The organism is Pseudomaricurvus sp. ABR4_320 (assembly GCF_056159445.1).
This window is the reverse complement of sequence record NZ_JBSWVF010000003.1, coordinates 293,252-306,345: the sequence shown is the minus strand read 5'-3', so window position 1 is coordinate 306,345 and position 13,094 is coordinate 293,252. Positions and strand designations below refer to the sequence as shown.

The following is a 13,094-nucleotide window of genomic DNA, read 5'->3' as shown; positions in this document are numbered from 1 at the left end:
GAGGGTTGAAAGTGATATCAAAGCTGGCCCTCGGATGATTATCATTCATTATTAATCAGCGCTTATCTCTTGGTTGAGAAAGGCGCTGACTCTACCTGTTGATCTGCCAGTTTCACTAGCAGAAACTGTGAGTTGCAATAAATAGCTAAAAATCAATAATAATTAAATGTGGGTCGAGTATTTTTCCGTCCATATGAATATCATATTTATAAGGTATGTTGGTATATCTTTTCCTTTTTAGTTTTCTTTTTAGCTTTTTAGAAATTATTCCGTTAATCCTTTTAGTACCTCTGCAATTAATCGATTTTTTCAGGAGTGGCGTTTTCAGAGGAAATTCAACTTTGAAATCATGTGATCCTACCCATGTAATATTTTGTCCGCAGTAGAGCTCGACAGTTTCAGGTTCAACAATGATATCGCCATTGTCATTAAGTGATATATTTATAACAATATCTTCCATTTGGTATTCCTATAGTGATTTACGGGTTTGGGTTGATGTTTTATACCGACTCAATATTTCTCATTTTTTCTTTAATATTTGGGCTAACACTTTTTAAAAAATTAATTGTTACTTGTTAGATGCTAAATTCCTTTCACGTTATATATTTTTAATGGATAAAATGGACGCTTTTAGAAAGTATATGTGTGATTTACCAGCTAGTTTCAGAGGTTTTCAGAGGTGACGAATACATTTGATATGTCAGGGTCAGCTTTTGCTAGTTTTTCTGAATACCCTGCTTCAATCAATTTCTTTAATGCTAATTTTGCTGATTCTGGTTTTCCCAGTAGTGATTGTAAGCGAGTGTTTGCATACATAACATCTATATTTTCTGGGGCTAATAAAATTGCTTTATTCATATTTATTTGTGCCTTTTCTATCTTCCCTGTGAAAAAATATCCTAGAGCTAGATACTGATATATTTGAGCATCCTGCTCATTGAGCTCTAGACCTTTTAGTGCAAGCTTTATAGTTTTTTCATAACTTTTTTTTGCTGCGTCCTGCTGATTTAGTTGTCGTAAGGCATCTCCAAAATTAATAAATAACCTGTAATCATCCGGTGCTAATTTTATTGCTTGCGAAAACATCTTTGAAGCTTTTTTGTAATTTTTAGAAAAATAATACATTGTTCCCGCATTAGAAAAGCCCCAACTACTTTGCATATAAGTAAGGGTTTTTTCAAATGATTCTGCAGCACTGGCATAATTACCTTGGTAAAGGTAGGCTGCACCTAAATTGCTATATGCAATATTATTTTCTGGGGTGATTTTAAGGATTTCTTTGCAAGTGGTGATCGCATTATCGAATTGGCCATTAGATAAATAAAGCGAGGCTAGTGCTTGTCTGGCTCTCCAGCTATTTGGGTTATCCTTGATTATTTTTAGTAGCTTTAGCTCTGCTTTATCTATTAAATTTTGTGAAATTAATATTCGTGCTATTTCAAGTTTCGAAGTTATGTTCTCAGGCTTTAAACGTAATGCTTGCTCGAATTGCATCAGTGCATCTGAGTACAAGCCTTTGTGTCGATAAAGTGTGCCTAGGGATATATATACTTCGGATATTGTATCGTCCTGAGTTTGTGCGCGTTTACAATAGTTCTCTGAGCGTGTAGCCCAGTCTAATTGTCGTGTTAAATAAAATTTATGTTGATAAGCCCGGCAAAGACCCGCATTCGCCAGCGCAAATTCCCGATCATGAATCAGCGCTTTTGAGAAATTCTGGATCGCATTGTCGAGGGAGTTATGGGAATCCGATTGTTGTAACCCCTCCATCCCCTTCAGATAGTAGCTATATGCCGTTAAGTCGCTGGTTACCCGTGGCGTAGTCGGGCGCAGCACGGGAATTCGAAATTCTTTTTCCAGTTGTGTTGCAATATCGGCGACCAGTTGGTCTTGCAGTATAAAAATATCGTCGTAAACGCCATCGAGCACGCCGCCGATAATTTGGGTTTGGCTTTTGCGGCGAATCAATTGCCAGGCAATGCGGATGTTGTCACCAATTTTTTGCACGCTGCCTTGCAGTCGCACGGGGCCGCGTACCCCTTCGTCTGGGTCGACCACATACAGGTTTCGAACATCGGCCAACTGGGCGCGCAGCGTGTCGGTGATGCCTCCGCTGAAGTAGTCTGGCTCACCATTCTCATTGGTAACATTGCGGAATTGGGCAATTTCCAGATAGTTGGCATCGTAGCCGGGGACCAGCAGACGGGGAATAAAGTAGACGCACGCCGCCAGCATCAGAAAGCCCAGGGTCGCTACCGCATAGCGGTATTTGAGAACGAAATCCTGGGTGTGGCGGTTCCAGTAGTGGGCGCGTGTCTTGAGGGATATTTTGTCAGGGTGCAGCAGCCAGGCGCGGATCTTTTTGCGGTTGATGTTTTTCAGTCGCTGTACGCCGAGGCGCAAGCTCGGAATTTGCAGGTTGTCTCGAACCGCCTCATAGACAGGTTCCGAAACGCAGATGCTGCCAGCGACAGCGAGCGGTTCCAAACGCGCGGCGATATTGACGTCGTCGCCAAAGACGGCGCCATCTCTAAGGGTGACATCCCCCAGGTGAATGCCCACTCGAGCCTGCAGTTGTGGCAGGTCGCTGTCGCGCATTTGATTGTAGGTTTTTAGGCCCCGCTGAATGGCAAGACCGGCGTGTACAGCGGCATTGGCGGAGGGAAAGCGTGCAAAGATGGCATCGCCGATAAATTCAACGACTGTACCCTGTTGTTCTTTGATACGGGAAATCAAAATGCGGCGATAATCGCCAAGCATAGCGATGCACTGGGACTCGTTTTCACCCATCAATTGGGAATAGCCAACGATGTCGGTAAACATCAGTGCCATTTGGCAGCGATGCACGTCTTCGGCGGCGGGTTCCGCGTGACTTCCTTGCATTGCCTCCTCCAGGTGCCACACTGCTGTCGTCCCGCGTCGTGAGGTCGCTATGTGTCAGTGAACGTTGGGCCGGTGAATCACTGAGTCATCGTCATAGCCGGTCGCTCCCAATAGCCAGCAGTGCCATTTGTTGGGACACATTAGAGCCCTTGCAGGACGCATTTGTAAACCTTCTCAGGGTATATTTTAGGGCAAGATCGGAGAATGTCGCGACAAATGGAGGGGGGACGCTCGGAGGTGGTCGCGAGCGTCAAGGTAGAAGAGGGCGAGCCGACGTTACGAATTTAATAAGGCATTGAATTGCTTGAGCCATTCTGGATGGGCGGGCCATGCAGGGGCGGTGACAAACTGGCCGTCGGTAATGGCTGCATCTACCGATATCTCGGCATACTCCGCGTTTGCCAGTTTCACCTCTGGCGCACAGGCCGGGTAGGCGGAGATCTTGCGACCTTCGATGACATTCGCCGCTGCCAGGAGTTGTGCGCCATGACAGACTGCTGCAATGGGCTTGCCGCTTTGGGCGAAGGCTTGTACCAATGTGATTACTTGGTTGTTCAACCGCAGATATTCCGGAGCGCGTCCGCCGGGAATCAACAGGGCGTCATAATCGCTTTCACTGGCGCCTGAAAAATCTTTATTGAGGGCGAAGAGATGGCCGGGTTTTTCGGTATAGGTTTGATCGCCTTCAAAGTCATGAATGGCGGTTTTGACGGTGTCGCCACTGGTTTTATCCGGGCACACGGCATCCACTTGGTGCCCCATGGCTTGTAGGGCCTGGAAGGGCACCATCAATTCGTAATCTTCAACAAAGTCTCCAGCAATAATCAGTATCTTGGCCATTGGTCATCTCCTGAATTGAATGTGTGTTGGCGAGAGGTGGCTTATATTCACTCTCGAGCGTGTAAATTTCGGTTCAAAATACTCCTGAGGTATAAGCTCGATACATCATAAGAATCTGCCCATATTGATGCGTGTCATCACGGCTCTTAGCCTTTCTCTGCAGGGCTTGTTTTACAACCCAAAAGATATTGGTAAAAACCGGTTTGGCACCTTGTACGTTTACCGTAAGTAATGTTGTCACCCGTGTCAGGTGTGTTTGAGTTCCCAATAAACTCGGGAGTATGATCGTTTGTACGTCAGAGGATGCCGATGAGTTTCCGGCGGCTCTGATGATCCGGCTCACAGGAGAAAACCATGACAACAAACGATTTTATGCGGCGCTGTTGGCCGTTTTTAATGGCCGCTCAATGTGTTGGGGGAGCCGCTGCCGTGCAGGCTGAAGGAGCCGATGTTACAGCGTTGGAGAACACCCGCTGGCAACTGGAGTCCTTCACGCCGGGTTCTCAGACGGATGCGGCCACGGCGGAATCCTCAGACGCTGCCATTTCCATGTCTCTTTATGACAACGGCACGGCGACACTAAAAATTGGTTGTAACCAAGCCAAAGGTGAATGGCAGGCGGAAGACGGTCGTTTCCGGTTTGATGCTCTGGTTTCCGGCAGCGACGATTGTGGTGCTGAACCGATGGAAGCCGATTTTGTGAAGCGAGCAGAGAGGATCGACAGCTTCTCGATCAATGATGGCAAGTTGGTGCTGTCGTTGATGAACGATCGGGGGCAATATCAGTGGCGACCACTGTCCGCGCCGGCTCCGCTCGCTAAAATTGAAAATACGCTGGAGCCTCAGCAGGAGCCCGAGCGCCCGGCTGCGATTCCTCAATCCCTGGTGTCTGCACCTCCGTCAGCCAGTGATGGTGGGCCGAGAGTGTGGCAGGTCATGGGGCGTACGGAGTTTCTGGCCATTCGTGAGCAGGCCAGTGCCGAAGCGGAGACCCTGGCTGAGGTGAATCCCGGCAGTGTGCTGGATAATCTCGGTTGTGAGCAGGCAGAAAAGCGAGTTTGGTGTCGAGTGAAATCTCTGGATTCCGGCATTGAGGGATTTGTGCCGGTTTATTCGCTGATGGCGGTGCAGTCAAGCGATGGCAAAGTCATTACCGGCCCGGCTAATGCTCCGGAACGTTTAGCCGCGGGCCGAATTGATGCCAAGGGGAAATTGCCCTGTGCTCAGGGACTCTCTCAGCCGATGGTGCATTGCAGTTTTGCGGTGGCGCGCGCAGGGGGAGGTGATACCAGTGTGGTGATTCAAACCGGTGATGATCAACGTCGTGTTGTGCACTTTCGCCTAGGGCAGCCGGTTGCGGTAAGCGGTAAAGATGGCGAGCGAACTTTTGCGGTGTTGCGGTTGGGTGAGTTTAATACGCTTCAGGTCGATGACGAGCGCTACCAGATACCCGACACGGTGGTATGGGGCGGTTAGGTTAAGCAATCGCATCCTATGAACTGAATTAACGGCAGGCATTGACCTGCCGTTTTTTTTCAAGCCTACTCAGCCTTTTCGACCTTGCGACTGTGCAAGGTGTTGTTGGGGGCCTTTCCACGCATGACTTTCGAACTCTGGCTGGCGTTTCTTGTCGCCTCTGTCCTGATATCCGTTTCACCTGGCGCTGGCGCCGTTAACACTATGAGCAACGGTTTGCGCTTCGGCGTTAAAAACACGCTGCCGGCGATTTTGGGGTTGCAGCTTGGTTACGGTGCTCAAATCATCATGGTCGGGGTTGGACTGGGGGCGTTATTGGCGTCTTCTGCGCTGGCGTTCGAAATCGTTAAATGGGTTGGGGTGGGTTATCTGGTATGGCTGGGCTACAGGAAGTGGACGCAGCCGCCACTGTCGTTTGATGATAGTGGATCAAACCTTCAGTCCAGGTCCCGACAGTTTTGGCAGGCCGCGTTCGTCAATCTCACCAATCCCAAAGCGACGGTGTTTTTGTTGGCGCTCTTCCCGCAGTTTATTAACACTCAGGCGGAAACCCATATGACCCAGTACCTGGTTATGGGAATCACCTTAATTGTCGTCGATATTTTTGTGATGATTGGGTACGCCAGCCTCGCGTCTCAGTTGTCGCGCTTTATGAAGAGTGAGCGTCATCAACGTCTGCAAAACCGCATCTTCGGCGGCATGTTTGTCGCAGCCGCAACCTTGATGGCAAGTTATCGTAACGCGTGAGTACGAGGCTTAGGTGCTCCGTTGACGCCGACAATGTTCGGTGTATCTCGCCAGCGCCCTTAAAAGGGTTAATTGACGAGACTCTGAATCGGCGCAGGAATGCGGCCGCCGAGTCGCACAAATCGATTGTCTTGATTGCCCAGGTTAACCGCCATTACGGGACCTTCACCCAATAACCCGCCATAGACCACATGATCACCTGCCTGCTTTCCTGGAGCGGGAATCAGTCGTGCGGCCGTGGTTTTTTTATTGATGACGCCGATGGCCATTTCATCGGCAATGATGGCGGATATCATTTCGGCAGAGGTATCGCCGGGTAGAGCAACCATATCCAGTCCGACCGAACAAACCGCCGTCATGGCTTCCAGTTTTTCGAGAACCAGGGTGCCTTCTACTGCCGAGCGGGCAATGGTCAGGTCTTCACAAACGGGAATAAACGCGCCACTTAATCCGCCCACATGAGAGCTGGCAAAGGCGCCGCCTTTTTTCACGGCATCGTTCAGCATGGCGAGGAATGCGGTACTGCCCGGTGCGCCGATGGCTGGCAGGCCAACCGCTTCAAAGATTTCGCCAACACTGTCGTTGGCATTGGGGGTGGGGGCCAGAGACAGATCGACAATGCCAAAGGGCAATCCAAGAATTTCAGCGACTTCGCGGCCGACGAGTTCGCCGGCTCGAGTGAGGCGCGCGGCGGTTTGTTTGATGACATCGGCAGCGCGGCTGAGGTCGACGTTTTCCTCTTCGGCGAAGGCGCGTTCCAGGGCGGCTTTGACGACGCCGGGGCCGCTGACGCCGACGCTGACAACGGCATCGGCTTCACCAATACCTAAATAAGCGCCGGCCATAAAGGGAACATCCTGAGGAATGTTGGCAAAGACTACCAATTTGGCTGCGGCCAGACCATCGTCGGCAGCGGTCATTTCCGCGGCCTCTTTGATTTTAGTGCCCATCAATTTGATCGCGTCCATATTCAAGCCAGCTCGGGTGCTGGCGACATTGACGGAGGCGCAGACGCGCTGACTTTCGGTAAGCGCTTGGGGCAGCGAATCGATGAGCGCGCGATCGCCACTGCTGATGCCTTTTTCGACCAGAGCACTGAAACCACCGATAAAGTCGATACCAAGTTCGTTGGCGGCTTTGTCGAGTATCAGTGCGATTTCGACCATCTGATCCCGGTTGAAAGGGGCGGCGACGACGCCAATCGGGCTGATGGAAATCCGCTTGTTGGCGACTTCGATACCGTAGCGGCGCTCAATGCGTTTACAGGTGGTGACGAGATCACCAGCGGTGCGCATGATCTTGTGAAAGACTTTGCGTTTGAATTTTTCAATATCATCGCTGACACAACTGGTGAGATTAATCCCCACGGTAACCGTACGTAAGTCGAGGTTTTCTTCCCGCACCATTTGCAGGGTAGAGACAATTTCTTTTAGATTTGTCATGAATATTTCCGCGGTAAGAGGTGGCGATCAGGTCAGAATATTGCTGACAGAATCAAAGATTTTGCGATGTTGCAGATTGATTTCGAGTTCCAGCTTGTTGGCACTGGTTTGCAGATCCGTCCGTAAATCGTTCATCACTGTGGCTTTGGGGATGTCGATTTCGAACACCATCAGGCTGTCGAGTGGCCGGTCGCCGCCGGTAAAAGATGCGTGCAGGTTGGTGATGTTGATGCCGTGGCGAAACAGGCAGTCTGAAACTTCGGCGATCATGCCCAAGCGGTCTGGTCCGATCACTGTGACGATATAAGGCTGAACCGGTGGCGGCTGCTGGTGCCATGAGCTGGATTCACCGGTCCAAGGATAGACGCCTATAAACAGTTTTTGTGCGGCTCCGGTTTCTTGCAGTGCTGATTGCAGCGCGGTACAGTCGGCGGAGGTAGGCATGTCGACCTGTAGCAGTGCTCCGAAGACCTGGTCCAGCAGGGTCTGGCTCAGGTTTTCGATATTGCCCTGATGCTCGAAAATAACTTTGGATACACTGGACAATATACCGGGTTGATCACTGCCCAGCACTGAAATTAGAACTTTACTCATGGTCAATTTCCGCAGTCAAAGCGGCATTGTAGCGTCAGCGCTTTGCTAGTGTCTTGTCGCATTGAGGCGAAATCGGATATGAGGTGGGTATTGTTGTGTTGGAGTGTCACTATTTTTCCAAATAGCAATATCCGGATGTTTGGTGTTAGATGCATGATCAAGACGAGTACAAAGCCGTTTTGGTCTGGAGCCTCCCTCAATTTTGATGTTCATATATAGTGCATACACTATTAAGTGCGCCCTCCAAAGGTGCAGCTAGATTATTTTTTTGCACTTTGTCAATTATTTTTAACGTCAAAACAAAAAAATATTTTCATATAAAAATAGATGAGTTAGTCTGATTTTGTTCGCTATATGCATTGATAGATTGCGGTGTTGCGTACCTCGCATACGGTTAGTTCTATCAACGGGTTTAATGGCTTTTTAATCTCATAAATAGCGTATACACTTTATGCATTATTTCGAATCGCCGGCGATAGTTTGGTGGAATCACAATCGCAAGGAGTAGTTACGGCGTATTTTCAACTCAATAAAGGCCTTATCTCGGCAAGATCTGCATTACTATTTATTGCAATCCACGTTGTAGCTCAAAATGTGCATGCTGAAGAGCAAGAAGAAAGCCCCAGCGAGGGTAGTACAATTAGCCGCAAAGTTTTATTGGAGGAAATAATAGTCACAGCTACTCAAAAGGAAGCCGCTAGTTTCTTATGTTTTTAAGTTGTGTTTTAGAAGTTCCCCAACGTTGTAAATTTGCACTTTAAGTACTCTTTAGGGTGCCGTGCGGATAGCTATTTGCCGTTCAATTTTTGATGGATAGATTATGTTTCAGAATGTTGTAACTAATGATTCCAATCAGGTCTCTGATGAGAGCAAAGCTTTGTACTCAAGAATTATGTGGCGACTATTACCACTTCTTAGTCTTGGGTACTTTGTCGCTTATTTGGACAGGGTTAATGTAGGTTTCGCCAAGGTGACCATGCTTTCCGAAGTTGGTATGAGTCAGTTCTCCTTCGGCCTTGGGGCAGGCCTTTTTTTTATCGGTTACGTTCTTTTTGAGGCTCCCAGTAATTTGATATTGGAGAAGATCGGGGCTAGAGCATGGTTAGCGCGTATCATGATTAGTTGGGGTATCCTTTCTTCATTATGTATGTTCGTTAACCAGCCTTGGCATTTCTATGTATTACGTTTTCTTATAGGTGTGGCTGAGGCAGGATTTCTTCCTGGAGTGCTGTATTATTTGAGTCTTTGGTTTCCCAGCCACCGGCGCGGCAGGATCTATAGTCTTTTTCTGCTTGGCCTGCCTTTGGCTGGGATTTTTGGAGGCCCAATTTCAGGATTTATTCTCGATTATTTTAACGATTATATGGGGCTTTCAGGCTGGCGATGGTTGTTTCTAATAGAGGGTATTCCCGCCGTGATTCTCGGCGGCGTGCTCATCGCCTATCTTCCAAGTTCACCTCAGCGAGCAAAGTGGCTTTCAACTGAAGAGAAGTCTTATATCCTTGCGGCGTTATCAGAGGATGATAATGGAGGCCATGGGTCTTTTCTGGCGGGTGTTAAGAACCTGAAAGTGTGGCTACTGGGGCTGATTGATTTTGGGATTCTTCTGACGACATATGCCTTGGCATTCTGGCTACCAACACTATTAATGAATGCGGGAATAGAGAACGCCGTTAATATTGGTTTCTACACGGCAATACCGAGTATTGGCGCTCTGATTGGTATGGTGGCTCTAGGTTATTCATCCGATTATTATAGGGAACGGAGGTGGCATTTGATGGGGCCATTTACGGTTGGCATCGTGGCTATCCTTCTCATTCCTTTGTTCGATAATAATGTAACTGGTTTAATTATTTGTGCTACGGTTGCTTCAACTTTTATCATTGGCGCGGTACCGGTTTTTTTCAGCTTGCCCGCAACTTTTTTAAGTGGACCTGCAGCCGCAGCAGGGTTCGCCATTGCCTGTTCGGTAGCAAATATCGCGGGGCTCTTGTCGAACACCATGATGGGAATTTCTTTGGATGTTACTGGTAGTGCTGCGACAGCTATGGTGCCATTTGCATTCTTTATCGCACTGGCAATACTTATTGTAAAGTCGCTACCGGCTGAGCTCGTGAATCGGTGACGAGTTTTTATGGCGTTTGCTATCTTGATGTTAGCTAACCACCTGCCCCCTAAATTAAGAGTTATTTAGCCTCCTTTTTGGGGGGCTTTTCCACCACGCTTTAGTCTAACAGGTTTTTATTGAGTTGAGTAATTTCTCGTAAAATCCTGTCAGATGTAAAAGGTATTTGTGTCAGTCTCACACCTACCGCATCAAAAATTGCGTTGGCGACAGCCGGTGCGCATGGGAGTGACGCAGACTCTCCAACCCCCAGCGGCGGTTCAGTCGGTCGATTAATTAATTCAATGGTTATATTCGGAATCTCCGGAAATTTTATGATAGGGTATCCCCCCCAATCTAGACTTGACGAACGACTCATTTCGAAATTTACTGATTCTTTTAGCGTTCTACTCAGCGTCTGTATTATGTTGCCATGTACCTGATGTTTGACACCGTCTGGATTAATCATCAGCCCGGCATCTTGAGCAACGTAGATGTGTTCTATATTGAGAGAACCGGTTGTCGAGTCGACTGTGAGATCGACGACCCAAGCAGCCATAGCTGCCCCAAAGCCCGGAAATCGACTGTGCACGTACTCCGCTATTGCGATTCCTCTCCCTCGCAAAATACCTTCAGCTGTCTCTTTTTTCCTTCGTCTTTTTGAGCTATCCCACTTTGTCACTTCTGCTAATCTTGCTAGCAACGCTTTCATGCGGTCGTTCTTCAGGTGGCGCAACCTGTATTCAAGAGGATCGATGCCTGCTAGGAAGGCAAGCTCGTCGATCATGGACTCATGGGCAAAAGTATTCGGTAGTGCGGAAACGCCTCTAAGCCAAGACGATCGAACAATGGGGGCGCAGTCATCACAGGCGATGTCCATATTTTGATACTCATACGGCGGTATCGCTGTTCGGTCTCCCATCTCAAAGACACGGTTAGACGCGTCTAATTTCCCTGTCAGAATTGAGGCGAGTAAGGGTGCGTCATTTGAAGGGTATCTTGTTGTAAATTGGTAGCCCAGTAGTCCATTGTTTTTACCCAGCGCTGCAGTTACCGTCATAATTTGTCCAGTGCCTTTTGGCTCCCAGCCACTCTCTTGCTGCCGGCTTAGTTGAACTCTGACGGGGGCGCCAACAGACTTTGAAAGGAGTGCCGCATCCCCGCAAACATCGTCGGCGCAATTTCTACCATAGCAGCCTGAGGCTTCCATTCGAATGATCTCGATATTTTCTTCTGAAATCTCCAGTAAGTTCGAGAGATCGGTGCGAAGCTTATGTGGGTTTTGGGTTCCGCTCCACACCGTTACCCTACCGTTCGGGTTGTAATCGACAACGCTACAGGATGGTCCGATTGAACCATGAAGTTGGTATGGCCAAAGGTAGGATCTTTTGATGGTGTGTTTAGCATCCTTTAGCGCTTTTTCGAGATCGCCTGCTACCTTAAGCTCTCTTTTTGTGGCCGGTATTTCCTCCAAGCACGGTTTGAGATCTTTCAGATTGGTATTATCGGACTCGGTTTTCCACTCTATTTTTAATTGTTTTGCGGCTTTGACGGCGTCTTCTTCCCGCTCGGCTACAACGCCCACAAAGTCATGTTCTACAAGGATATCAACGAAGCCATTGAGATGGCGGATTGACTCAGGGTGAACCCGCATCAAGGAATTCCCAACAAAAGATCCGCTGTCTTTACCGGTATAGGGAGGTCGAATAACTCTCCCATGGAGCATTTTAGGAATGCGTACATCATGCACATAAACGGGCAGTCCGCGAGCCTTTGCAACTAGATCAACTCTCGACGTTGATTTTCCGACGACGGTATAGGCAGCGGGATTTTTGCATTTCGAATTTTCGTCAAGATCGAGATCAATGCGACGGCCGCCCAAGAGTTGTCCATAGGTGATCATGGGCTCTCCGGGCACACGAAACCTACCTTCTTCAATAGTCAGCTTCCCTGGTTCGCAGCAAAAGTGGCGTTGAGCAAGTTCAGTCAGCTTCTGCATTGCTTGAGCAGCAGCTTGTCGTAGTGGTTTGGCGGAAATTTGTATCGTTGCGCTGGCGATGGTTGGGCCCTGGTTAGGCACGTCATTGGGATCACCCAAAATCATCGTGAGCTGGTCGGGGGCTACATTAAGTTCCTCAGCGACGATCTGCCGAAGGGAGGTCCGAATACCTGTGCCCAAATCAACATGTCCATTAAAGGCCAATATTTGATTGTCTTGCAAAATGGCAATAAATAACTCCGGAAGCTCTGGCACGAAAGTCGTTTCGTTACCAGGCTGTCCTGGAGCGGGTGGAGGTGTCGCTTGCGGCGTTCGTTTAACAGTCAGAATACCAGACATATTGGCCAGTTCTGCTCGCGTCGGCACCGACTTACCATATAATGTCATGACGATCCTCAATCTATAAAATTGGTAGTGGGTACGCTATTAATATGCTCATAATCGCCTTATAATATTGCAGATTCGTAGTGTCTGCACTTTTCCTGTGCTGTAAAATTGGATTTTCGGACCTCAAAGATGGATAAACAGAAAGCGATGTCGGGTGTATCGAAATCTTCTCGACCGACTAAGGCGAAGGACTATGTTGTCACTGATCAGGTCGGTCACCTGATTCGAAAAGTGCATCAACGCCACACTGCGCTTTTCCAACACTATAGTTGCGACAAACATCTTACCCCTCAGCAGTTTGCCACGCTTTGTATCTTGCAGGATTATGGCCCTAGCTCTCTAACTGATCTGGTCAATCTTACTGCGATCGATCAGGCAACTATTCGTGGTGTTGTCAGCAGGTTAAAAAAACGAGAGCTTATATTTCTGGATTCTGATTCAAAGGACCAGAGAAAAGTTATCGTTAACGTGACCGAGCAAGGCCGTCAGCTGATATCGGACATGATTCCTTGCGCAAAAGTCATTACAGAAAAAACCTTGGAAAAGCTCAACGAACCAGAGCGCATTGCTTTGAAGGTTTTGTTAAACAAAATGGTCTAACGCCGTTGGGGCGAAAAAAGGC

Annotated in this window: 11 protein-coding genes; 5 read left to right on the top strand and 6 right to left on the bottom strand. The window is 48.3% G+C overall.

Going from position 1 to position 13,094, the window contains the following annotated elements; all coding sequences use genetic code 11:
- Positions 1–145 precede the first annotated feature (145 nt).
- From ACXAFR_RS07565 to ACXAFR_RS07555, 3 genes are all read right to left on the bottom strand, one after another.
- Positions 146–460 (bottom strand): hypothetical protein, encoded by a 315-nt coding sequence (locus ACXAFR_RS07565; RefSeq protein WP_475174813.1) that lies wholly within the window; start codon positions 458–460, stop codon positions 146–148.
- A gap of 203 nt (positions 461–663) precedes the next feature.
- A complete protein-coding gene (locus ACXAFR_RS07560; protein WP_475174810.1) occupies positions 664–2,883 on the bottom strand; it encodes a tetratricopeptide repeat protein in 2,220 nt (739 codons plus the stop codon).
- A gap of 276 nt (positions 2,884–3,159) precedes the next feature.
- The gene (locus ACXAFR_RS07555; protein ID WP_475174807.1) at positions 3,160–3,723 is read right to left on the bottom strand and encodes a DJ-1/PfpI family protein; all 564 of its coding nucleotides are present in this window, start codon (positions 3,721–3,723) and stop codon (positions 3,160–3,162) included.
- A gap of 354 nt (positions 3,724–4,077) precedes the next feature.
- On the opposite strand from ACXAFR_RS07555, the gene ACXAFR_RS07550 reads away from it, so the two are divergent.
- Both ACXAFR_RS07550 and rhtB read left to right on the top strand, forming a co-directional pair.
- The gene (locus ACXAFR_RS07550) at positions 4,078–5,199 is read left to right on the top strand and encodes an META domain-containing protein (RefSeq protein ID WP_475174803.1); all 1,122 of its coding nucleotides are present in this window, start codon (positions 4,078–4,080) and stop codon (positions 5,197–5,199) included.
- A 123-nt stretch (positions 5,200–5,322) separates the two neighbouring features.
- Positions 5,323–5,946 carry a homoserine/homoserine lactone efflux protein gene (gene rhtB, locus ACXAFR_RS07545; RefSeq protein WP_475174800.1) on the top strand — a complete coding sequence of 208 codons (624 nt, stop codon included), beginning with the start codon at positions 5,323–5,325 and terminating at the stop codon, positions 5,944–5,946.
- Between the two features lie 68 nt (positions 5,947–6,014).
- Here the strand turns inward: rhtB and ACXAFR_RS07540 are convergent, their stop codons facing one another.
- Both ACXAFR_RS07540 and ACXAFR_RS07535 read right to left on the bottom strand, forming a co-directional pair.
- Complete coding sequence (locus tag ACXAFR_RS07540) at positions 6,015–7,388, bottom strand: DUF711 family protein (RefSeq protein ID WP_475174797.1); 1,374 nt, start codon at positions 7,386–7,388, stop codon at positions 6,015–6,017.
- Between the two features lie 27 nt (positions 7,389–7,415).
- Complete coding sequence (locus ACXAFR_RS07535) at positions 7,416–7,982, bottom strand: glycine cleavage system transcriptional repressor (protein ID WP_475174792.1); 567 nt, start codon at positions 7,980–7,982, stop codon at positions 7,416–7,418.
- A 483-nt stretch (positions 7,983–8,465) separates the two neighbouring features.
- On the opposite strand from ACXAFR_RS07535, the gene ACXAFR_RS07530 reads away from it, so the two are divergent.
- Both ACXAFR_RS07530 and ACXAFR_RS07525 read left to right on the top strand, forming a co-directional pair.
- Positions 8,466–8,699 (top strand): hypothetical protein, encoded by a 234-nt coding sequence (locus ACXAFR_RS07530; RefSeq protein WP_475174789.1) that lies wholly within the window; start codon positions 8,466–8,468, stop codon positions 8,697–8,699.
- Between the two features lie 103 nt (positions 8,700–8,802).
- Positions 8,803–10,107 carry an MFS transporter gene (locus ACXAFR_RS07525; protein WP_475174785.1) on the top strand — a complete coding sequence of 435 codons (1,305 nt, stop codon included), beginning with the start codon at positions 8,803–8,805 and terminating at the stop codon, positions 10,105–10,107.
- A 100-nt stretch (positions 10,108–10,207) separates the two neighbouring features.
- Here the strand turns inward: ACXAFR_RS07525 and ACXAFR_RS07520 are convergent, their stop codons facing one another.
- Entirely contained in the window at positions 10,208–12,472 is a 2,265-nt protein-coding gene (locus tag ACXAFR_RS07520; RefSeq protein WP_475174779.1) for a xanthine dehydrogenase family protein molybdopterin-binding subunit, read from the bottom strand.
- 129 nt (positions 12,473–12,601) lie between these two features.
- Between ACXAFR_RS07520 and ACXAFR_RS07515 the strand changes: the two genes are divergently transcribed.
- The gene (locus ACXAFR_RS07515; RefSeq protein ID WP_475174774.1) at positions 12,602–13,072 is read left to right on the top strand and encodes a MarR family winged helix-turn-helix transcriptional regulator; all 471 of its coding nucleotides are present in this window, start codon (positions 12,602–12,604) and stop codon (positions 13,070–13,072) included.
- Positions 13,073–13,094: the final 22 nt, after the last annotated feature.